The organism is Pseudonocardia kunmingensis (assembly GCF_006716445.1).
Classification (GTDB): Bacteria; Actinomycetota; Actinomycetes; order Mycobacteriales; family Pseudonocardiaceae; genus Pseudonocardia; species Pseudonocardia kunmingensis.
Map to the genome: position 1 here is coordinate 104,414 of NZ_VFPA01000007.1, position 21,645 is coordinate 126,058.

The following is a 21,645-nucleotide window of genomic DNA, read 5'->3' on the forward strand; positions in this document are numbered from 1 at the left end:
GGTCACGTCCTCCCGGTGACGACGGCGCCGCAGTCGCGCAGGACGGCGGCCTCCGCCGCGTCGAAGCCCAGCTCGGCCAGCAGCTCGGTGGTGTGCGCGGCGAACGGCGGCGACGCCGCCGCGGCCGAGAACGGGGTGCCGCTCATCCGCAGCGGCGTGCCGAGCCCGCGGTAGCGGCCCACGACCTCGTGCTCGTAGTCGGCCACGAGGCCCTCCTCCTCGACGTGCGGGTCGAAGAGCATCTCGTCGAGGTGGCGGACCTCGGCGACGGGCACGTCCCGCGCGCGCAGCTCGGCGACCCACTCCGCGCTGGTCCGGGTGGCGACCAGCGCGGCGAGCCGCGCCCGGAACGCCTCGGCGTCGGTCCGCACGAGCTCCTCGTCGACCCCGGCAACGGCGGCGAGGCGACCGCGGGCGGCCGGGCTCCCCGCCCCGATGGCGATCACCCCGTCGGACGTGCGGAACGTGCGGTAGTGCGCGGTGTGCACGGGCGCGTCGGGCCGCATCGCGCGCCGGGTCCGCTCGACGTCCGCCCGCGTCGCGCCCTCCTTGCGCAACCGGGGCAGGTGCTCCTCGACGAACTCGTGACGCCACCGGTCCACCCCGTGCACGTGGGCGAGCGAGTTGTTCTGCAGCGCCAGCGCGCCGCCCAGCAGCGAGACCTCGACCTTCTGCCCCGCGCCGGTGTGCTCGCGCGCGTAGAGCGCGGCGGCGACGCCGCCGAACAGCAGCATCGCGGTGGAGTAGTCGGCCGCCTGCACCTCGCTGTGGTGCGGCAGCCCGTCGTCCTCCGCGCCGAGCGAGCTCATCAGCCCCGAGCGGGCCTGCACGACGACGTCCATGCCGGGCAGCCCCGCCTCCGGCCCCACGTGGCCGTACGCGCTGACCGCGCCGTACACCGCGCGCGGGTTGCGGGCCGCGACGGCCGCGTGGTCGAGGCCACGGCGGCGGACCGCCGCGGGGCTGAGGTTGACCAGCACGACGTCGGCGATCTCCACGAGCCGGTGCACCACCTCCTGCGCCCGCGGGTTCGCGAGGTCGATCGCGATGCTCTGCTTGCCCCGGTTCTTGATGAGGAACTGCCGCGTCTCGCCCGGGGCGAGCGGCGCCGGGCCCGACCGGTACGCGTCACCGGCCGGCGGTTCCACCTTGATCACCCGAGCGCCGCCGTCGGCGAGCAGCTGCGCGCAGAACGGGACGACGACGAACTGCCCGAACTCCACCACGGTCACGCCGTCGAACGGCCCCGTCACGCGGGCACCTCCGTCTCGCTCAACGGTCGGCCGGTGAGCGTCGGCCCGGTGGTCTGCAGGTGGCAGGCGGCCTCGCCGCCGCCCGCGATGGGCGTCATCGCGGGCATCTCGCGCTTGCAGACGTCCATGGCGTAGGCGCAGCGGGTGTGGAACGGGCAGCCCGGCGGGGGCGCGGACGGGTCGGGCAGGTCGCCGGACAGCAGGATGCGCTTCGCCCCACGCCGCTTCGGGTCCGGCACCGGGATGGCCGAGAGCAGTGCCTGCGTGTACGGGTGCGCCGGCCGCTCGTACACCCGCTCGACCGGCCCGGACTCGACGACGCGGCCCAGGTACATCACCGCGACCCGGTGCGCGATGTGCCGGACGACCGCGAGGTCGTGCGCGATGAACAGGTAGGACAGCTCGAACCGCTCCCGCAGGTCCTCGAGCAGGTTGATCACTTGGTTCTGCGTCGAGACGTCCAGCGCCGAGACCGCCTCGTCGCACACGATCAGCCGCGGGTGCAGCGCGAGGGCGCGGGCGATCGCCACCCGCTGGCGCTGGCCGCCGGAGAACTCGTACGGGTAGCGGTCGGCGTGGCTCGGGCGCAGCCCGACCAGGTCCAGCAGTTCCTCCACCCGGTCCCGCCGCGCCTGCTTGGTCATCTTCTCGTGCACCCGCAGCGGTTCGGCGATGCTCGCCCCGACCGGGGCCGAGGGGTCCAGCGAGGAGTACGGGTCCTGGAACACCATCTGCATCTGCCGCCGCAGCCTGCGCAGCCGGGCGCCGCGGTAGCGGGTGACGTCCTCGCCGTCGACGAGGATCCGGCCCGCCTCCAGCGGCACGAGCCGCAGCACGGCGCGCCCGCTCGTCGACTTGCCCGACCCGGACTCGCCGACCAGGCCGAGCGTCTCGCCGCGGCCGATGTGCAGGGAGACGTCGTCGACGGCCGTGACGCCCGGCCGCCTGCCCTTGCCGGGGAACCGCACGCGCAGGCCCTCGGCCTGCAGCACCGGAGGCTTCACGATCCCGCTCCTCGCAGCTCGAGCTCGCCGGTGCGCACACACCGGCTGTCCCGTCCGGGCGTGACGGCCAGCAGCGGCACCTCGCCCTCGGTGCACTTCGGCTCCGTGTAGGGGCACCGGGGGTGGAAGCGGCAGCCGACCGGCATGTTCCACGGCTCCGGTGTCCGCCCCGGGATCGAGGCGAGCCGCCCTTCCCGCGAGCCGAGCTGCGGCATCGCGGCGAGCAGCCCCTCGGTGTAGGGCATCCGGGGCGCCTCGAACAGGGGGCCGGCCGCGGCGCACTCGACGACCTGACCGGCGTACATGACGACGACCCGGTCGCAGACCTCGGCGACCACGCCGAGGTCGTGCGTGACGAGCAGGACGGCCATCCCGATCCGGTCCCGCAGGGACAGCAGCAGCTCGAGGATCTGCGCCTGGATCGTCACGTCGAGCGCCGTCGTGGGCTCGTCGGCGATCAGGACCTCGGGGTCGCACGCGAGGGCGACCGCGATCATCGCGCGCTGCCGCATCCCGCCGGAGAACTCGTGCGGGTAGGCGTGCACCCGGCGGGCGGCGTTGGGGATGCCGACCAGGTCCAGCATCTCGACCGCGCGGGCGGTGGCGCCGCGGCGGCCGCCACCGCGGTGGCGCCGCACCGTCTCCGCGATCTGGTCCCCCACCGTGAAGGCCGGGTTGAGGCTGGTCATCGGCTCCTGGAAGATCATGGAGATCTCGTTGCCGCGGATGTCGCGCATCGCCCGCTCGGGCAGGGCGGTGAGGTCGCGGCCCTGGAACAGGATCCGGCCGCCCGACCGCCGGCCCGGTGGGCTCGGCACCAGGCCGAGCACCGAGAGCCCGGTGACGGTCTTCCCGGAGCCCGACTCCCCGACGAGGCCGACGATCTCCCGTTCGGCCACGGTGAACGACACGTCGCGCACGACGTTGGCCCACCCGTGGTCGGTCGCGAAGTCGACGCAGAGCCCGTCGACGTGCAGCAGTGGCGCCGCGGGCCGTTCGGTGACCGGCTGCGCGACGGCGGCGTGGTTCGCGGAACGGTGCAGGGACACTCAGTCCCCCTTCCGGGTCTCGCGACCGAGCGAGTCGCGCAGCCCGTCGCCGATGAGGTTGAACGACAGGGTCGCGACGGCGATGGCCAGGCCCGGCCAGACGACGAGCAGCGGGGTGCTGCGGATCTCGGTGAACCCGCGGCCCAGCAGGTTGCCCCAGCTGGGGGTGGGCGGCACCACGCCGAGCCCGAGCAGGGAGAGCGCGGCCTCGGCGAGCAGCGCCGCCGCGAGCATCAGCGAGACCTGCACGAGCAGCGGCGACAGGATGTTGGGCAGGACGCGGCGGGCGATGATGCCGGGTACCGGCGTACCGATGCTCACCGACGCCTCGACGTAGGTCTCGGCGCGCACGGCCAGCGTGGCGCTCCGCACCACCCGGAACAGCCGCGGCGAGTAGACGATCCCCAGCGCGATCATCGCGTTGGTCAGTCCCGGGCCGGTGGCCGCGATGATCGCGATCGCCAGGATGATCGCCGGGAACGTCATGAGGACGTCGGCGGCGCGGCCCAGGAACCAGTCGACCCATCCGCCGCAGTAGCCGGCGAGCAGGCCGAACGGCACCCCGACGACCACCGCGATGGCGACCGCGACCGCGGCGGCGAACAGGGAGACCCGCCCCGCGTAGAGCAGGCGGCTGAACGTGTCGCGGCCGAGCGAGTCCGTGCCGAGCCAGTGCGCGGGCGTGGACCCCGACAGCCGGTTCATCACGTCGATCGCGTCCGGCTCGTACGGGGCGATCAGCGGTGCCGCCGCCGACGCGACCACGAGCACGACCAGCACGACCAGCGCGCCGAGGGCGAGCCGGTTGGCGCGGAACCGGCGCGCGAAGCGGCGCAGGCCCGGTGCGCTCACCGGCCGGGAGGCTTCCGTCGTCCCCGTCATGACTGCCGGATCCTCGGGTTGAAGTAGCCGTAGGAGACGTCGACCGCGATGTTGATGACGAGCACCAGCACGGCGGCCACGAGCACGACGCCCTGGACGATCGGGAAGTCCCGGCTGAACACGCCCTGGTAGGCGAGCTGGCCGATCCCGGGGAGGGCGAACAGCTGCTCGATGACGACGGTGCCGCCGATGAGCCGGTTCGCCTCGATGCCGAAGACCGTCACGACCGGCAGGGCGGCGTTCTTCAACGCGTGCTTGCCCACCACCCGCACCGGGCTCAGCCCCTTCGCCGTGGCGGTGCGGACGTAGTCCTCGCTCATCACGGTCGAGACCGACGCCCGGGTCTGGCGCGCGATCACCGCCGCCGGGGCCAGCGCGAGCGCCGTGGCCGGCAGGACCAGGTGCCGGAACCACTCGAGCGGACTCTCGGTGAACGGCACGTAGCCGACCGCGGGCAGCAGCGGGTTCTGCAGCGCGAACAGCAGGACCAGGATCATCCCGACCCAGAAGTAGGGCACCGCGACCCCGACGCTCGCGCCCACCGTCGCCACGCGGTCCATCCAGGTCCCGGGCCGCAGCCCCGCGACCGACCCGACGGCCACGCCGAGGACGATCGCGAGGCCGAGGGCGAGGAACGCCAGGGACAGCGTGGCCGGCAGCCGCGCCAGGATGGCTGTCCAGACCGTCTGGCTGGTGAACAGCGACGTGCCGAGGTCACCCTGCAGCGCGGCGCTGAGCCAGTGCCAGTACTGCACGAGGAACGGGTCGTTCAGGCCGAGGCGCTCCCGCACCGCCTCCACCTGGGCCGGGTCGGGGTTCTGCCCGGCCAGCGCCACGGCGGGATCGCCGGGCACGAGCACGATGAGACCGAAGACCAGGAAGCTGACGACCAGCAGCAGCGGGATGCTGACCAGCAGCCTGCGCACGAGGAGTCCGAGCACGGGTCCAGCTCCTCACGGCCCGGGTTCGATCCCGGCGCCCCGGAACTGGCGCGAGGCGTCGGCGTAGATCTCCACGCCGCGGACCGTGTCGTTCATCGCGAACGGCGTGGTGAGGTGGCACAGCGTGACGTTCGGGTAGGCCTCCTCGGTGACGGCCTCGAACAGCTGGGCGTAGGCCGGGCGCCGCTCGTCGGCGGTCGCGCCCGCCATCGCCTCGGCGTGCAGCCGGGTGATCTCCTCGGTCGTGAAGCCGCCCGGGTTGTTGAACCCGTCCGCCAGGTAGTACGAGGCGGTGAGGATGCTCGGGTCCGACTCGGCCTTCTGCTCCGAGAGCGTGGCGTCGGCGGACTTGTTCACCGAAAAGTCCTCGGCGAGCTTGGCGATCTCGACCGGGGTGATCGACATCTGGATGCCGACCTCCGCGAGGTTCTGCTGGATGACCTCGGCGATCTGCTGGTAGAGGTCGAGGTTGATGACCTCGAGGTCGAAGGAGAAGCCGTCGGGCACCCCGGCCTCGGCGAGCAGCTGCCGGGCCCGTTCCGGGTCGTAGGGGTACCGCTCGGGCCCGATGTCCGGGTTGGACGCGAAGTAGAACTGCGGGAACAGCTGCACGCCGGGCTCGCAGAAGCCGTTGGTCACCGCGGCGATGGCGTCCCGGTTGATCGCGTGGTTGATCGCCTGGCGCACCTGCGTGCTCCCGAACTCCGAGCGCGCCGTGTTGAGCGTGAGGTTGTAGCTGGACAGGCTCGGCGCCTCGCAGACCACGAGGCCCGAGTCGACCGCGGGCTGGTACATGCTCGCCCGCAGGAAGGTCACGTCCGCGGCACCGGTCTGCACGGCGTTGAGGCGGGCGTTGTCGTCTCCGGAGATGAGGAACACGAGCGTGGCGACGTTCACCGCCTCCGGGTCCCAGTAGTCCTCCACCGCGGTGTACTCGACACGGCTGCCCGGCACGTAGTTCGTCATCCGGAAGGCGCCGGAGCCGCCGGTGGGAGCGATGTCCTCGCCCGGCTTGTCGAAGGCGGCCGGGCTCATCATCATCCCGGCCGACCCGCCGAGGATCCCCACGAGCGCCCCCGCCCCGCCGCCGGTGACCAGCCGGACGGTGTCGGCGTCCACGACCTCCACCGACGTGACGGCCTGGAGCGCGTTGGCGTTGTAGGACCACGGCTGCTTGCCGCGCTCGATGTTGGCCTTGACCGACTCGGCGTCGAACGGCGTGCCGTCGTGGTAGCTCCACCCGTCGCGCAGCTCCAGCTGCAGTACCGTGCCGCCGTCGGTGAGCTCCCACGACTCGGCGAGCATCGGCTGCGGGGTGCCCTCCTCGTCGACGTGCACCAGGCTGTCGTAGACGGGGTAGAGGTACATCTGGCTGTTGTTCGTGGTGATCTTGTCGGGGTCGAAGCTGGTGTTCCCGACGCTGTACATCCAGGTGAGCGTGGCGCCCTCGTCCACGCCGCCGGTCGCGGGCGGGCAGGCGGCCGTCTGCGCCTCCCGCTCCACCCCCGCGCCGCCGGTGCCACCGCCGCCACCACCGCAAGCGGTGACGACCAGCAGGACCACGCCGGCGATCGACAGTCCGGTGAGCCTCTTCATGCCGTTCCTCCTCGTCGTGCGCCGTTGCACCGGAGATCCGGTCGGTCAGGAGCTGCCCCGCCGCCGCTGCGACCACATCTGGGTGGCCCGCTCGAAGTGCAGGGCTGCGTCCCACGCCAGGCCGGGCGGGCCCAGCTCGGTCCGGAAGGAGCGGACGGCCTGGCGGGCGAGGGCCGGGTCCTTCGCCGGCTGCGCCGCCAGCTCGAACGCGATCTCCTCGACGTCCTCGTCGGGCACCGCGCGCCACGCGAGCCCGATCTGCTCGGCCCGCGAGCCGTCGATCTCCTCGCTGAACAGGCCCATCGCGGCGGTCGCCTCACGGCCCGCCGTCCGGCCTGCGATCGTGAAGAAGCCACCGCCGGGGTGCAGGCCGATCCGCAGGAAGCCGGCCATGATCCGCGCGTTCGTCGCCACGACCCGCAGGTCGGTGGCGAGCATGAGGTTGATGCCGGCGCCGACGGCCGCGCCGCGGACGGCGGCGATCGTCGGCACCGCGAGGGTCCCGACCCGCATGAAGGCCCCGTAGACCGCGCCCGCCTCCTGGTAGGTCGCGTCCTCGGCCTGGTCGGCGCCCGGGCGCCACCGCCGCCGGTCCGCCCCGGAGCAGAAGGTGCCACCGGCCCCGCGCACCACGGCCGCGCCGAGCGACGCGTCGGCGTCGACCTCGTCGCACAGCGCGGCGAGCTGCCGGCCCATCTCCGGCGTGAGACCGTTCTTGACCTCCACCGAGTCGACGGTGAGGACGGCGACGCCGTCGCGCCGCTCCAGGTGAACCTGTCCCATCCGGCCTGCCTCCCTTTCTCCGCTGCCTGCCTGTCCGCTCACTCGCCCACGGGATCGCCACCGCCGGTGACCCGGACGAGGACGTCGACCGCGGTCGCTCCCTCGCCCGGCAGCCCGACGACCAGCGGGTTGACCTCGAACTCCGCCAGCCGGGGGCCGGCCGCCGCGGCCGCGTGGCCGACCCGGACCACGGCGTCCACCACCGCGCGCACGTCCCGGGCCGGCGCCCCGCGGAAACCCGCCAGCAGCGGCCAGGCGCGCAGTCGGCGCAGCATCGCCCAGGCCTCCTCCGGCGACACGGGCGCGAGGCCGGAGGCGACGTCGGCGTAGAGCTCGGTGGTGATCCCGCCGAACCCGACGGTGACGACCGGCGGGAACCCGTCGCGGCCGCCGGTTGCCGCGACCACCAGCTCCGTCCCGGCCGGGACCATCGCCTGCACCAGTACGCCGTCGACGCGGTCGACGTGGTGGGCGCGCGCAGCGGCGAGGAGCTCGTCGAAGGCCTCCGCGGCGCCGGTCGCGTCGACGTCCAGCCGCACGCCCCCGACGTCCGACTTGTGCGCCAGCGCGCCGGAGTTCAGCTTCAGCGCCGCCGTGCTGCCCAGCCCGGCCACGGCGTCGACGGCCTCCTGCGGGGTGCGCACCACCACCGAGGCGGGCCGCGCGATGCCCATCGCGTCGAGCAGCCCGGGACCGTCGGGCGTGCCGATCAGGCCCCGGATCCGGCCCGGGTCCGGCGCCGGTACCCGGGGAAGCGTGACCCCCGGCGCGGCGGGCGGCCGCGGCGGGGCGACGAGCCCCGCGGCGCGGGCCAGGTCGCCGACGGCCGAGAAGACGGGGATGCCGGCGGCCCGGAAGACGGCCCGCCCCTCCGCCGTCTGGTCCTGCCCGGCGAGCCAGGCCACCATCAGCGGTTTCGCCAGCCTGGCCGAGGTGGCCACCAGGTCCTCGGCGAGAGCGGCGCCCGCCGGGCCGACCACCATGGTCAGCACCACCGCGACGGTGTCGACGCCCGGGTCGTCGGCCACGATCCGGCACACGTCGCCGAAGGCGTCGGCGCCGCGGGTGAACAGCTGCGCGGTGACGTCCACGGGGTTGGCGAGCGCGCCGAACGCCGGGATGAGCGGCCGGAGCCGGTCCTGCGTGCCGGTTCGCAGCTCGGGCAGGTCGAGGTCGGCGTCGCTGCAGCGGTCCGCGGCGAGGCTGCCGGCACCACCCGACGTCGTCACCACCGCCACCCGGCGCCCCTCGGGGCGCGGCATCGCGGAGAGCATGGCCGCGACGGCGAGCAGCTCGTCCACGTCGTCGACCAGCACCACGCCGTAGCGGGCCGAGGCCAGGACGAACGCGGTGTCGTCGCCGAGCATCGATCCCGTGTGGGACACCGCGGCGCGCCGCCCCGCGCTGGAGCGGCCGGACCGCAGCACCACCAGGTGCTTGCCCGCGTCCCGCGCCTGGCGGGCGAGCCGCAGGTAGCTGCCGCCGTCCCCGACGGACTCGACGTAGAGCAGGAGCACCCGCACGTCGGGGTCGTCCAGCAGCGCGGACGCGACCTCGACGAGGCCGAGGTCGGCCTGGTTGCCGGTGCTGGCCCACGCGGTGAGGCCGAGGCCCATCTCCGCGGACAGGTCGAGGATCGAGCCGCCGACCGCGCCGCTCTGCCCGACGTACGCGACGCCCCCCGCAGGGAGCAGCTGCCGGTCGGCGGCCGCGGTGAAAGTGGCGACCATCCCGGTCGGGGCGTGCAGCAGGCCCTGGCAGTTGGGGCCGAGCACGCGCACGCCCGCCTCCCGGCCGGCCGCGGCCAGCTCCTCCTGCAGCCGGGCGCCCGCGGGACCGGTCTCGGCGAAGCCGGAGGCGAAGACGACGACACCCGCGGCACCGACCGCGCCCGCCTCCCGCACCACGCCGGCGGCGGCGGCCGCGGGGACGAGCGCGAGGACGAGGTCGACCGGGCCCGGCACCTCGGCGAGCGAGGGGTGGCAGGGCAGCCCCTCCAGCTCGCGGTGGCCGGGGTTGACGGGGTGGATCCCCCCGGCGAACCCGTGTTCGCGCAGGTAGCGCAAGGGGCGCGCCATCGGGTTGCCCGGGCGGCCCGACACCCCGACCAGCGCCACCCCGCGCGGCCGCAGCATCCGCTCGAGCGCCGTGCGCCCCGCGCCGTCGACGACGCGGAGCGCGGGTCGGGTGAGGGCTTCGGTGCCCGGTGAGGGATGGCTCACCCGTCCGAGCTAAGTTGACACCGATGTCGAAGTCAATACTTGCTCGACGTCGATGTCGAATCGGTAGGCTCCGGCGCTCCGAGCGCGGGAACCCCGCGCACGAGACCGATGAGGGACGGGGATCGATGAGCGCGACTGCGACCGGCGAGGGCGGCACGGGGAGCCTCCGCCGCGCCTCCGTGGGGTCCCTCCCGAACTCCGAGCGCGGCCGCCGCACCCGCCGCCAGCTCCTGGTGGCGGCCCGCGAGGTCTTCGAGCGCGACGGCTTCCTGGACGCGCGGGTCACCGACATCTCGGCCGCCGCCGGGGCGTCGCACGGCAGCTTCTACACCTACTTCGAGTCCAAGACCGACATCTTCCGCACGCTCTGCGCCCAGGAGATGGACGCGCTCTACGTCGGCACCGGGGGCAGCGACCCCGACGGCGACGAGCCCGACCCGGTCGCCCGCATCGAGCGGTCGAACCGCCGCTTCGTGGACATCTACAAGCGCAACGCCGCCCTGCTGGGGCTCTTCGAGCAGGTCACGGCCTACGACGAGGAGGTGCGCAAGCTGCGGATGACGGTCCGGGACCGCGCCGTCTCCCGCGTCCAGCGCAGCATCGTCCAGCTCCAGGAGGCCGGCCTGGCCGACCGCGACCTCGACCCCTTCCACAGCGCGAGCGCACTGGTGACCATGGTCAACAGCACCGTGCACTTCTGGCTCGTGCTCGGTGAGCAGTTCGACGAGGAGACGCTCGTGCGCACCCTGACCCAGCTCTGGGCACGCGCGCTGGGCCTCGACCCCGCCCGGGCAGGCCGGCCTACCGCACCCTGACCTCCGTGGCGGTGATGCTGCCGTCGGGGTTCCGGCTCCCGAGCACCGCCACCGGCGTGCCCACGGCCAGGCCGTGCAGGCCCTTCGTCGTGACGGCGGCGCTGTCGGGCACCGTCACGGTGACGGGCGCGCCCGCGTCGTCGGCGAGCGTGAGAGACGTGCCCTCGACCGCGCGGACGGTCCCGGTTGCGGCGGGCGCGGCCGCCCCGGCGGACGGCCCGGCCGGACCGCCGCGTCGCACGCCGCCGCCAGGCACCCCCTGCCCGCCGGTCACCACGGCGGGCGCGTCCGGGGCGAGGGCCCGCTGGGTGAGCGCGCCACCCGCGAACCCGAGCACGACCAGCAGCGCCGCCACCAACAGCAGGGTGAGCCCGCTGGTCCGCCGTCGACGGCCCCACCCCGGGTCGAACAGGTCGTCGGCGAGGTCATCGGCGAGATCGTCGTCGTGCGCGTTCTCCATCAGCGGCTCCGGTCACTCGTAGCGCAGGGCGTGGATCGGGCGCAGCTTCGCCGCCTTGTTCGCCGGGTAGAAGCCGAAGAACAGGCCGATCGCGACGGACACCAGGAAGGCGAGCAGCACCGAGAACGGGGCCACGACGAGCTGGAACCCGCCGAACGACAGCGAGCCCACCCCGACCCCGACACCGACGCCGAGCACACCGCCCGCCATCGAGAGGATCGTCGCCTCGAGCAGGAACTGGCCGACGATGTCGGAGCGCTGGGCGCCGACCGCCTTGCGGATGCCGATCTCCCGGGTCCGCTCGGTGACCGTGACGAGCATGATGTTCATGACGCCGATCCCGCCGACCAGCAGCGAGATGCCCGCCACCGCGCCCAGCAGCAGGGTGAAGGTCTCGGTCACCGCCGACACCGCCTCCAGCAGGGACGTCGGGCTGGAGACCGAGAAGTCCTCGCTGCCGGTGCCCGTGCCGTGGCGGGCGTTCAGGATCGCCGTGACCTCCGCCGTCGCCGCGGGGACGGCCTCGGCCGACACGGCCTTCACCGAGATGCTGCTCAGCGCGCCGTAACCGGTGAGGGTGTCCTGCACCGCGGTCATCGGGGCGATGATGCGGTCGTCCTGGTCCTGCGGGCCGCTGCTGCCCTTGGCGGTGAGCACGCCCGCCACCTGGAACGTCACGCCGTTCAGCTGCACCGGCTGCCCGAGGAGCGCCAGACCGTCGCCGCCGACCAGCGCCGTGGCGACCGTGACGCCGACCAGTGCCACCCGGTTGCGCGCGACGTAGTCGGTGTCGGTGAGGGACGCACCGGCCTGCACGGTGTCGTCGGTGTTGGTGAGGTAGCTCGGGGTCGTCCCGGTCAGCGTGGCGACCTCGTGCGAGGCACCCGCGTAGGTCGCCGTCACCGACTGCGCGGTGACGACCGGGGCCACCGACGCCACGGACGGGGCGAGCTCGGGGTCCACGAGCGCCTCCGCGTCGTCGAGCGTCAGCTCCGCCTCGCGGACGTCGGTACCGCCGTCGGCCTCCGGGGCCCCGCCCGCGGCGCCCGGCGGGCCGGCGATGCGGGCCCCGCCGCCCATGAGCACCCCGCCGCCCCCGACGCGGACGCCGCCGCGGCCCGGGCCCTGCCCGGACTCCGGGCTGATCGTCAGCGTGTTGCTGCCCAGCGCGCTGATGGACGCCGTGGTGGCCGCGCCCGCCCCGGTACCGGCGGCGACGAGGATGATGACCGCGGCGACACCGATGACGATCCCGGACATCGTCAGCGCCGACCGCATCTTGTTCGCCAGCACCCCCGCCACGGCGAACTGGAGGCTCTGCCGCACGTTCACCGCCGCACCACCCCGCCGGCCCGCATCGGTGGTGGTCCCGCGACCGCGCTCACGCGCTCGTCGGAGACGATCCGGCCGTCCCGCATGTGCAGCACGCGCTTCGCGTGCCGGGCGACCTGCTCCTCGTGGGTGATCACCACGAGCGTCCGGCCCGCCGCGTTCAGCTCGTCGAACAGGGCCAGCACCTCCGCGGTGCTGTGGCTGTCCAGCGCCCCGGTCGGTTCGTCGGCCAGCAGCAGGACGGGGTCGGTCGCGATCGCGCGGGCGACGGCCACGCGCTGCTGCTGCCCGCCGGACAGCTCCGAGGGCCGGTGGTGCACCCGCTCGGCCAGCCCGACCTGCGCCAGCGCGTGCAGCGCGCGCCGTCGCCGCTCCGCGCCGGGGACGCGCGCGTAGGCCATCGGCAGCTCCACGTTGCGCACCGCGCTCGTGCGCGGGATGAGGTTGAACGACTGGAAGACGAACCCGATCTTCCGGTTGCGGATCAGCGCCTGCTGCCGCTCGTCGAGCCTGCGGGTGTCCACGCCGTCCAGGGCGTAGCGACCGCGGGTCGGGGTGTCGAGGCAGCCGATGATGTTCATCAACGTCGACTTGCCCGAACCGGACGCGCCCATCACCGCCACGTGGTCGCCGCGCTCGACGACGAGGTCGACGCCGTCGACCGCCCGCACGACGGTGTCCTCGCTGCCGTAGGTCTTCGTGACCGCGCGCAGCTCGATGACCGGGCGCATCAGCGGCCACCCGCCCCGGGGAAGCCCGCCCCCGACCCGCCGGTCGTGACGCCCGGCGACGGCAGCACCAGCACGTCGCCCTCGGCCACCCCGCCGGTGATCTCCGTCTCCGCGGGCCCCGCCACCCCGATCGTCACGGGCACGACGGCGTCGGTCCCGCCGCGGCGGACGGTGACGGTGTGCCGGTCGCCCGTCGTGGTGATCGCCTGCGTCGGGACCTTCAGCACGTCCTGCGCCGTGCCGGTGGTGACCGACAGGTTCGCGGTGGACCCGACGCCGACCCCGTCCGGGGCCGCGTCCAGCGAGATCGTGACGGGGTAGAGCACGACGTCGTTCGACACGGTGCTCTGCGGCGTGATGCGGGTGACCGACCCCGTCGCCGTCGCGTCGGTCCCGGGGAACGTGATCGCGGCGCGCTGGCCCAGCTCGAGCTCCGCCGCATCCGCCTCCGGGATGTCGGCGGTCACCGCGAGCTCGCTGAGGTTGGCGATGACGACGAACCCGTCGCCCGCGGAGGCCGCCGCCTCCGACCCGGCCGAGTCCCCGTTCTCGCCGTCCCCACCGGACGAGGCATCGCCGCTGCCCGCGTTCGGCCCCTCGGTGAACGCCCCCACCTCGCCGTTGACGGCCAGCACCACCCCGGCCTGCGGCGCCGTCAGCACCGTCTGCTCCACCCCGCGGCGCGCGGTGTCCACCTCCACCTGCGCGCCGTCCACCGTGGCCTGGACCTGCGCGATCTCCTCCGGCGTCCGCGGGTGTCGGTTCGCCTCGGCGGCGAGCCGGGCAGCCGTGAGCTCACCCTCGGCCCTGGTCACCGCCTGCGCGTTGGTCTCGACCGTCGTCTCCCCCGCCAGGAGCGTCTCCGCCCGCGCCTGCTCGGCCTCCGTCACGGCCTGCGCGGCCTCGTCGAGCGTCGCCTCCCGGGTCTGCTTCGCCACGGTGACCGCCTGCCGGTCGGCCTGCAGCACCGAGTCGCGCGTGTTCTCCGCGTTCTCGGTGGCGAGCTTCGCGGAGGCGCAGCTGGAGGAGCCGCTGTCGGAGTCGCCCTCCGCACCGGCGCTGTCGGAGTCGGGGCTGTCGGAGTCGGCATTCCCGCACGCCGCCCGCTCGCTCGCCGCGGCCTGCTCGACGAGGGTCTCCTGGGCGGCTGTGTCGGTCTCCAGCTTCTCCTCCGCGTTCTCGACCGCGGTGGCGGTCGACTCCTCCTCGTTCGCCAGGCGGGCCTTCGCGTTCTCGATCGCGGTCGCGGTCGCCACCCGGTCGAGCTCGCGCTGCTTCTCCGCCGCTGTGACGGCGGCACGCGCGTCCGCGACGGCCTGCTCGGCCTGGGTGATCGCGAGCTGGTCCTGCTGCGCCTGCACGTCGGTCGGCCCGGCCTGCGCCTGCGCGAGTTCGGCCCGGGCCCCGGCGAGCTTCGCCTCGGCGGTGCGCAGCTCCGCCTGCGCGGTGGCGTCGTCGATCGTGGCCAGGGGCTGCCCGAGGGTGACCGCGTCGCCGGGGGCGACGTCCACGGAGGTGACCGTGCCGCTCGACGGGAAGCTCACCGGCGTGCTCAGCGAGGACTCGGCGTTGCCGCTGCCCGTGACGAGCGCCGTGACGTCGCCGCGCGTCACGGTGGCGGTGCGGGCCACCGGCACCGGCGTGCCCGGATCGCCGATCACCAGGACCGTCGCCACGATCGCCGCGACCAGCAGCAGGAGCAGCCCGAGGTTCAGCCGGCGCGTGCGCGCCGGCATGGCGGTGAACCTCGTGCGCACCCGTGCCCACGCCGCCGCCAGGTGCCGGTTGCCCGCTGTCGCCATGGTGTCCTTCCCCGTCCCCCGCGCACACCCACCGAAATGCGGCCACATTCATGGGAATGCACTTGGAGAGACCTGTGAGATTGCTATGAATTGCGTTCTGCCACTATCGTGGAATGCGGACGATAGCGGTTCGGGAAACGGCTTATCGCAAGGGGTGGTTCGCTTCTCGGGAAAGCGGAACGTCGGGAACGGCGCCATCCCCCTGCGGGTTCGCCCTGCACGGCGACGCCCCTCGCGCGTCGCGGGCACGACCCGCGGGGTCACCGACGAGGCGGGGCCGTTCTCGCCGTCCACCGCTCGAGGACGTCGGCCCGGCCGGGACGGTCGAGGAGGCGGTAGGCGCGCAGCCACACCGCCGGGTCGCCCAGGGGAAGGCCCCGCCAGTGGCCCGTCACCCGGGCCGGGAACTGCTCGACCCCGTCGGGGCCCCGCAGCGCGAACCGCACCAGGAGGTCGACGTCGTGGTCACCGCCGTCGATGACGTAGCGCCACGCGGTCGCGTACACCCCGGACCGATCCGTCGCGTCGCGGTAGGCGAGCCCGGCCTCGTCCAGAGCCGCCCGAACCGCGTCGTCCGGCGCGTCGACAGCGACGTCCCAGTCGTTCGCGCGATCGGTGAGCCCGAGCGCGACCAGCAGCCCCGAGCCGCCGAGCGCGGGGACCATGCCGTGCCGCTGCAACACCTCGACCACCCGGGTGACCGTGGCGAGTGGCGGGGTGACCGGTGCCGGCCGGACCGCGGTCACGGCGAAGATGCACGCCGGAACCCGTCCGGGAAGGCGCGCGTGCACCGCCCGGACCCACGGTTCGACCGGATCGGTGACGAGGAGGTCGTACGCCGCGTAGAAGGGCCTGGTGGTGCTCACGTGCGCGGAACCCGCCGTCACCCCTGCGAGCCTCGCGCGCCGGTGGTCGAACGGCAACCGGCGCTCGCCGAGCGGGACGGGCTCCCTGACGGGAGGTCAGACGCTGCGCAGCACCGAGACGATGACGCCCAGCACGACGGCCTCGTCGCCGTCGATGACGTCGTAGGCGGGGTTGCGCGGCTCGAGCAGCACGTGGCCGTTGCGCCGGCGGTACACCTTCACCGTGGCCTCTCCGTCGATCATCGCGGCGACGATCTGGCCGGAGTGCGCCTCGGACTGCTGGCGCACCACCACGGTGTCGCCGTCGCAGATCGCGGCGTCGATCATCGAGTCGCCCCGCACCCGCAGGGCGAAGACGGTGCCGCGCCCGGCGAGCTCGCGGGGCAGCGTCAGGACGTCGTCGACGTGCTCCTCGGCCAGGATCGGCGTGCCCGCCGCGATGTCACCGACGACCGGCACGGACACCGCATCCTCGCTCGCCCCCTGCGCCTGCGGCTCCTGCAGGAAGACCCGCACGTCGATGGGCCGCGACATCGCCGTACCGCGCCGCAGGAACCCCTTCTCCTCCAGGCTCGCCAGGTGCTTCGACACCGACGACGGCGACCGCAGCCCGACGGCGTCACCGATCTCCCGCGTGCTCGGCGCGTACCCGCACCGGACCACCCAGTCCCGGATCGCGACCAGGATCCGCTGCTGGCGCGGCGGCAGCGTCGAGGTGTCCAGGTGGCCGAACGCATCCAGGTCATCGAAGACGGGCACCCGCGGATGCTAGAGCCCGCCACCGACACCCCGATCCGGTACACCGGCAAGATCGCCGGTTGAGTGCGCTCACGGCTGGCGAGACAGCAGTGAGCGCACTCAACCGGCGATCACACCGACGGTGCGCGGGTCTCCTCGACCACCCACCGCAGGTACTCGGGATGGCCGCCGGAGAGGGGCATCGCGATCACGCAGGGAACGTCGTCGGCGTGGTCCCGGTCCGCGCGGGCGACGATCTCCGGCACCAGCTCGGCACGGGTGTGCAGGGCGACTCGCGCCTGCGGGTCATCGTGGACCCGGCCGTCCCACCGGTAGATCGCCCGCATCGACGTGAGGTTGTGGCCGCACGCCACGAGCCGGTCCTCGACCAGCGAGCGCGTCCAGTCGGCCAGCCACTGGGCGTCCTCCGCGGTCACGACGACCTCGACGCAGTCCGTCACTCGTCTCCCCCTCGTAGCCCGTCGATCAGCGTGATTGCTTCGTCCTCGGTACGTGCGAGTGCCGCCCAACCGCTCACGATCGGGCCGTCGTAGCTCAGACCGACCCACCGCCCGGTGGCGTGCAGGCCGTGGGGGTGGAGCGAGAAGTAGAGCGAGCCCTTCGAGCGCACTGCGCTCTCGTCCGCGACGTACCAGCCGATCAAGGCTTCGTTGTCGACGATCTTCACCTCACCACGCCACAGGTATCCGCCGCCTTCGAGCGGAGCGCCTCGGGAGGCGGCGACGAGCTCCACCGTGTCGCCGCGCTGCGTCATCCGAACTTGCTGCGGACGGATCGACTCGACCCCGTCCTTCCACGACTGCCAGCAAGCCGACCAGTCGCCCGACAGGTCGATGCGATGAGTCTCGTCGCCGGCCAGCTCGTCCAGGGTGATGCCGAGCGCACTGGCGATGCTCTTCGCGGCAGGCAATGTCGGGTGGGTCTCGCCGGCCTCGTACCGGCGGATCTGACGGCGATCGACACCGACGCGCGCCGCCAGGTCCGCCTGGGACAACCCCAGCTCGCCGCGTCGCTGCCGGATGACCTCGTGCATCTCCATCGCATGGCCAATCGGTCTGACTGCAACTCCGAGCAGGACTCTATCGTCCCACAGAGAGGGCGTGGATGTCCTTGACGTAGGACTTATTAGTCGCAACAGTAGGACATACTTGTCCGCTTGCCCTCTCTCTGGAGACGCCGTCGTGTCCTCCGATCCTGCAGCCGCCCTCGCGCCGATGCCTGCCGTCTGGCGTGCACTGCTCGTGTCACACCTCGCAGACGACGCAGGCCGGTGTCGGGTCTGCCGCTGGCAGACCCGCTCCGCCGACCGCTGGCCGTGCAACGTCTACCTGCTCGCCGCCTCGGCCGCGCGACATGCGAGCCAGCACGACGCACCGCCGCGTCGCTCTCACCTCCCAGCCACGACCGCCTCGCCCCACACGTCGAGCAACCGCCCCGCGGAACCGCCGATCGGCCCGACGGCGGCGGTCAGCGCGTCCGGGGCCAGCGGGCGGGCCGAGTCGACGGCGGCCACCGCGGCGGCGGCGTCGTCGATCACCGCGGAGCAGACGGCGCGCAGGTAGTCCGGGACCTCCAGCGCCGGGTCGACGCACCCGACCAACGGGGTGCCGACCGCCGCGACCAGCGGGAACACCGTGCCGGGGATCCCGATCGCGACCTCGGCCGCCGCCGACGCCCGCACCGAGGGCACCGGGCTGATCTCGTACTCCGACCACAGCGCCCGGTCCTCGCGCGGGTGGAGGCCGACGACGACGCGCCTGCCGGCCGCGGCGAGGTGGCGCGCGGAGTCGAGCAGCAACTGCGCGCCGGGGGCCGCCGCACCCGTCGCGTCCTCCCGGGTGACGCTGGTCAGGACGAGCACGGTGCCCGGCTCGGCGGCCCGCGCCGGAAGCCCGTCGGTCTGGGCGGAGCCGACGACCCGCACCTCCCCGGTGAGCCCGAGGTGGGCCCGGAACGAGGCGGCCTCGGCGGACGAGGACGCCGTCGCCGTCCGCGTCCGGGAGCGCACCTCGCCCGCCCGCGGCGCCTCCTGCGGCAGCAGGTACGCCAGGGACGACGCGACGACGGGCAGGGCGGGCAGCTGCGCGAGGCAGTCGGCGGGCCAGTCCCCCGCCCCTGTCACGACGAGCAGGTCGGCCTCGGGGAACGCACCCGGCACGGCGACCGGCACCTGCTCGTCCGCGTCGATCTCGCTGAGGTCGGGCACGAGCTGCGTGAGCGTCCACCCCCTGCGCTGGGCCTCGGCCAGCAGCGGCTCCGCGTGGTAGGTGCCCCACGGTTCGTTGGTGGCGATCAGCACCCGCAACGCCTGCGGTGCGGCGGGCGGGGCGGGCGGAGCGGACGCGGCGGGCGCCGCGCACGCGCCGAGCGTCATCGCGCCACCCGCGACGAGCGCGGTCCGGAGCAGGCGGCGGCGCGACAGCCGCCCGCACGGGTCACCGGGTTCGATCACGGGCGAACGGTAGGCAGCGCGGTCGACCGGCGGGTGAACGCCGGCCGGCGCCGAGGAGACCACGTCGAGGGCATCGCACGCACCTCCCGAGCCCCGCACAGACCGTGCAACGTGTGTGCGGCGGCTCGCAGGTGTGTGCGGGCCGCGCCCCGGCCGGGACGCGTCGGCGAACTGGCACTCGCGCTCGCCGCGCCACTGCGCTAGGAACGACCTGCACCCCGGCTCTCATCGAGGAGGCTTGGACGTGAACGTCTCGTTCCTCGTCGGGAGTGCGATCGTCGTGATGGGGCTCGCGATGGCGTTCTACGGCGTCGTGGTCGGTGGGGGACGGGAGCGTGCCGCGCTGACGGCGGTGCGGACAGCGCTGGACCGGTGGAGCGCCGCGCACGGCCTCGGTTCCCCGTCCCCGCTCGCGGATCCGGCCGGCGCTGCGCCGGACGACCTGCCGCACCGGATGGAACGGGTGCTGCTGGCCCGTTCCGGCCGGTGGAGCGGTGGCGCACTGACCGTCGTGGCGTTCGTCGAGAGCGACGAGCAGGCCGAGCACCACTTCCTGCTGGTCATGTGGGAGATCCCGGGCGCCGCGGCGGGGCTGCCGGAGTGCTCCAACGGCTTCCGGCGGGGCCGGCGACGGTGGGCACGCGGCTGCGCCTCCGCCCTCGGCCTCGACGAGGCAGCCACGCTCGCCGTGGAGCAGGCCGCGGGGGAGGTGGACGGCTCGCTGCACGCGTCCGACGACCGGCTGGCCGTCCTGCACTACGGACTCCCGGGCTCGGCGCTCCGCCACGGCCGGCCGGACACCGGGCGGCTCACCGCCCTGCTCGACTCCGGCGAACGCCTGGCGCTCGAACTGGTCCGGCACGCGCGCGCCTGACGCGGCCACGACGACGGCGGGCCGTCGCGGAACGCGCTCACCCCGTCTGCAGCCGTCCGGCCCGCTTCAGCGTCGCGACGGCACCGACGGTCGCGTAACCGCGCCATTCCAGGGCCGCGGCGGGCGAGTAGCTGGCGAAGTCGACGGTCCAGCCGCCGTCGTCCTGCTGCTGCCCGGCCAACGCGTCCAGTTCCGCCTCCAGCACGCCGGGGCGCAGCAGCGAACCCGCCGGGCTGTCCGGACGTGACGCGAAGTGGAGCGCGCGCATCGTCTCGCCGACGCTGCCGCCCTCGACCGGGACCAGCCCGGTGTCCGGCACGAACCGGGCGAGCCGCGCCAGGAGCGGCGGAGCCTCCGGGAACCGCTCGTACGCGGCGTCCAGGAAGCGGACCGCGAACGACAGTGCGATCGCGTGCGGCGCCGAGCCCAGCGCGTCGATGGCGTCGAAGCAGTACCTGCTGGCGCGTTCGAGCCACGGGTGCGCCGCGACGTCGGGATCGTGGGTGGCCACCCGCAGTGCGGCGCCCGCGGCGAAGGCGGTGCTCTGCAACGTCGAGACGCCTGCGTCGGCCTGGGCCCAGAACGGCGCGCAGGCACTGGCGTCGGCCACCGGCAGGGCGAACGGCAGCCCGCCGTCGGGCAGCGTCTTCGACTCCAACCAGTCGCACAACCGGACCGCGCGCGGGCTGGTCGCCGGCGCGATGTCCTCGAACACCTCGAAGGCGTGCAGCGCGCCCGCCGGCTGGCTCTCCGGCGCGCGCAGGTCGGGTTCGAGGCCCCAGCCGTAGCCGCCGTCGCCGTTGCCGTAGCCCTCCAGCGCGGCGAGCACGGCGTCCGGTTCCGCCTCTCCCAGGAGCAGCTGGAAGCGTCGCCGGTCGAGCAGCCGGCCGTGACCGGCGAGGAACGATGCGGCACGCGCGAGGTCGACGCTCATGGGCGTCGAGGATGGCGGATCCCGTGAACGGTGTCGTGAACGGATCGGACGTGCGGTGACCTGCACCACGCGGACGTGGTCGCCGGCTTGACCGTGCCGCGACGGCACGGTGTCGACTGCGCAGCGCCGGAACCCGTCCGGAACCCGAACCGAGGTGTCGCACGTGGCCTGGAGTACCCGTGAGATCGCCGAGCTCGCCGGCACCAGCGTGCGTGCGGTACGGCACTACCACGATGTCGGGCTCCTCGAGGAGCCCGAACGGCGGGTCAACGGCTACAAGCAGTACGGCGTCACCCACCTGGTCCGCGTGCTGCGCATCAAGCGCCTGTCCGACCTCGGCTTCTCGCTGTCCCAGATCGCTGCCATGGGCGACGCCGACAACCACCCGGAGGAAGCCTTGCGCACCCTCGACGCCGAGCTCGCCGCCACCATCGAACGGCTGCAACGGGTCCGGATCGAGCTCGGCCTGATCCTGCGCCAGGCCGTTCCCACCGACCTGCCGCCCGAGTTCGCCCCGGCCACCGCCGACCCCGAGCTGTCCGACGCCGACCGGTCCCTCATCGTCGTCCTGACCCGGGTACTGGGCTCCCGGGCACTGCAGGCCTACGCGGACATGCTGCAGAACGCCCCGACCGACCCGGTGACGGCGGAGTTCGACGACCTCCCCGCGGACGCCGACGAACACACGCGTCAGGACCTGGCCGAGCGCTCCGCCCCCTACGTCCGCTCGCTGTACGCCGAGCACCCGGGGCTGGCCATCCCCTCCGACGCCCCGCACGGCGCGCACTTCGTCCGCAAGACGGTCGGCACGGCCGTGAACGACCTCTACAACCCCGCGCAGATCGACGTCATGCGGCGGATCGACGGCCTGCTCCGCGAGCACTGAGACC

21 protein-coding genes are annotated in these 21,645 nt (G+C 73.9%); 3 read left to right on the forward strand and 18 right to left on the reverse strand.

Annotated elements, in window-relative coordinates:
• Nucleotides 1–2: 2 nt before the first annotated feature.
• The 8 genes from FB558_RS39440 to FB558_RS39475 are packed head-to-tail and all read right to left on the reverse strand — an operon-like array spanning nucleotide 3 to nucleotide 9,730.
• On the reverse strand, nucleotides 3–1,253 hold the full coding sequence (locus tag FB558_RS39440) for a CaiB/BaiF CoA transferase family protein (protein ID WP_170231769.1): 1,251 nt from the start codon (nucleotides 1,251–1,253) through the stop codon (nucleotides 3–5).
• On the reverse strand, nucleotides 1,250–2,257 hold the full coding sequence (locus tag FB558_RS39445) for an ABC transporter ATP-binding protein (RefSeq protein WP_142063705.1): 1,008 nt from the start codon (nucleotides 2,255–2,257) through the stop codon (nucleotides 1,250–1,252). The genes FB558_RS39440 and FB558_RS39445 overlap by 4 nt, the downstream gene beginning before the upstream one ends.
• On the reverse strand, nucleotides 2,254–3,306 hold the full coding sequence (locus FB558_RS39450; RefSeq protein WP_246107099.1) for an ABC transporter ATP-binding protein: 1,053 nt from the start codon (nucleotides 3,304–3,306) through the stop codon (nucleotides 2,254–2,256). Before FB558_RS39450 ends, FB558_RS39445 begins: the two co-directional genes overlap by 4 nt.
• The gene (locus FB558_RS39455; RefSeq protein ID WP_142063707.1) at nucleotides 3,307–4,188 is read right to left on the reverse strand and encodes an ABC transporter permease; all 882 of its coding nucleotides are present in this window, start codon (nucleotides 4,186–4,188) and stop codon (nucleotides 3,307–3,309) included.
• On the reverse strand, nucleotides 4,185–5,129 hold the full coding sequence (locus FB558_RS39460) for an ABC transporter permease (protein ID WP_142063710.1): 945 nt from the start codon (nucleotides 5,127–5,129) through the stop codon (nucleotides 4,185–4,187). The genes FB558_RS39455 and FB558_RS39460 overlap by 4 nt, the downstream gene beginning before the upstream one ends.
• A 12-nt stretch (nucleotides 5,130–5,141) precedes the next feature.
• Nucleotides 5,142–6,725, reverse strand: a complete 1,584-nt coding sequence (locus FB558_RS39465) for an ABC transporter substrate-binding protein (RefSeq protein ID WP_142063713.1) — start codon at nucleotides 6,723–6,725, stop codon at nucleotides 5,142–5,144.
• A 45-nt stretch (nucleotides 6,726–6,770) separates the two neighbouring features.
• Nucleotides 6,771–7,508, reverse strand: coding sequence for an enoyl-CoA hydratase/isomerase family protein (locus tag FB558_RS39470; protein WP_142063716.1), 738 nt, complete (start codon nucleotides 7,506–7,508; stop codon nucleotides 6,771–6,773).
• A 38-nt stretch (nucleotides 7,509–7,546) separates the two neighbouring features.
• Nucleotides 7,547–9,730: an acetate--CoA ligase family protein gene (locus FB558_RS39475; RefSeq protein ID WP_211367179.1), complete on the reverse strand. Its 2,184-nt coding sequence runs from the start codon at nucleotides 9,728–9,730 to the stop codon at nucleotides 7,547–7,549.
• A 125-nt stretch (nucleotides 9,731–9,855) separates the two neighbouring features.
• On the opposite strand from FB558_RS39475, the gene FB558_RS39480 reads away from it, so the two are divergent.
• Complete coding sequence (locus FB558_RS39480) at nucleotides 9,856–10,545, forward strand: TetR/AcrR family transcriptional regulator (protein ID WP_142063719.1); 690 nt, start codon at nucleotides 9,856–9,858, stop codon at nucleotides 10,543–10,545.
• Here FB558_RS39480 and FB558_RS39485 read toward each other — a convergent pair.
• From FB558_RS39485 to FB558_RS39525, 9 genes are all read right to left on the reverse strand, one after another.
• Nucleotides 10,532–11,005, reverse strand: a complete 474-nt coding sequence (locus tag FB558_RS39485) for a DUF5666 domain-containing protein (RefSeq protein ID WP_142063722.1) — start codon at nucleotides 11,003–11,005, stop codon at nucleotides 10,532–10,534. The two genes, FB558_RS39480 and FB558_RS39485, sit on opposite strands and share 14 nt — an antisense overlap.
• Before the next feature lie 12 nt (nucleotides 11,006–11,017).
• Nucleotides 11,018–12,337, reverse strand: a complete 1,320-nt coding sequence (locus FB558_RS39490; protein ID WP_142063724.1) for an ABC transporter permease — start codon at nucleotides 12,335–12,337, stop codon at nucleotides 11,018–11,020.
• The gene (locus FB558_RS39495) at nucleotides 12,334–13,068 is read right to left on the reverse strand and encodes an ABC transporter ATP-binding protein (protein ID WP_142063727.1); all 735 of its coding nucleotides are present in this window, start codon (nucleotides 13,066–13,068) and stop codon (nucleotides 12,334–12,336) included. Before FB558_RS39495 ends, FB558_RS39490 begins: the two co-directional genes overlap by 4 nt.
• A complete protein-coding gene (locus tag FB558_RS39500; RefSeq protein ID WP_170231770.1) occupies nucleotides 13,068–14,870 on the reverse strand; it encodes an HlyD family efflux transporter periplasmic adaptor subunit in 1,803 nt (600 codons plus the stop codon). Before FB558_RS39500 ends, FB558_RS39495 begins: the two co-directional genes overlap by 1 nt.
• A 260-nt stretch (nucleotides 14,871–15,130) precedes the next feature.
• Entirely contained in the window at nucleotides 15,131–15,736 is a 606-nt protein-coding gene (locus tag FB558_RS39505) for a YbjN domain-containing protein (RefSeq protein WP_142063733.1), read from the reverse strand.
• A gap of 96 nt (nucleotides 15,737–15,832) precedes the next feature.
• On the reverse strand, nucleotides 15,833–16,495 hold the full coding sequence (gene lexA, locus FB558_RS39510; protein WP_142063736.1) for a transcriptional repressor LexA: 663 nt from the start codon (nucleotides 16,493–16,495) through the stop codon (nucleotides 15,833–15,835).
• Between the two features lie 110 nt (nucleotides 16,496–16,605).
• On the reverse strand, nucleotides 16,606–16,935 hold the full coding sequence (cutA, locus tag FB558_RS39515) for a divalent-cation tolerance protein CutA (RefSeq protein ID WP_142063739.1): 330 nt from the start codon (nucleotides 16,933–16,935) through the stop codon (nucleotides 16,606–16,608).
• Nucleotides 16,932–17,534, reverse strand: a complete 603-nt coding sequence (locus FB558_RS39520) for a helix-turn-helix transcriptional regulator (RefSeq protein ID WP_211367180.1) — start codon at nucleotides 17,532–17,534, stop codon at nucleotides 16,932–16,934. The genes cutA and FB558_RS39520 overlap by 4 nt, the downstream gene beginning before the upstream one ends.
• A 348-nt stretch (nucleotides 17,535–17,882) precedes the next feature.
• Entirely contained in the window at nucleotides 17,883–18,947 is a 1,065-nt protein-coding gene (locus FB558_RS39525; protein WP_246107100.1) for a hypothetical protein, read from the reverse strand.
• 244 nt (nucleotides 18,948–19,191) lie between these two features.
• Here FB558_RS39525 and FB558_RS39530 point away from each other — a divergent pair, with 244 nt between their 5' ends.
• Nucleotides 19,192–19,821 carry a hypothetical protein gene (locus FB558_RS39530; protein ID WP_142063745.1) on the forward strand — a complete coding sequence of 210 codons (630 nt, stop codon included), beginning with the start codon at nucleotides 19,192–19,194 and terminating at the stop codon, nucleotides 19,819–19,821.
• A gap of 37 nt (nucleotides 19,822–19,858) precedes the next feature.
• Here the strand turns inward: FB558_RS39530 and FB558_RS39535 are convergent, their stop codons facing one another.
• Nucleotides 19,859–20,755: a hypothetical protein gene (locus FB558_RS39535; RefSeq protein WP_142063747.1), complete on the reverse strand. Its 897-nt coding sequence runs from the start codon at nucleotides 20,753–20,755 to the stop codon at nucleotides 19,859–19,861.
• A 163-nt stretch (nucleotides 20,756–20,918) separates the two neighbouring features.
• On the opposite strand from FB558_RS39535, the gene FB558_RS39540 reads away from it, so the two are divergent.
• Nucleotides 20,919–21,641: a helix-turn-helix domain-containing protein gene (locus tag FB558_RS39540; protein ID WP_142063750.1), complete on the forward strand. Its 723-nt coding sequence runs from the start codon at nucleotides 20,919–20,921 to the stop codon at nucleotides 21,639–21,641.
• The last annotated feature ends 4 nt before the right edge of the window (nucleotides 21,642–21,645 follow it).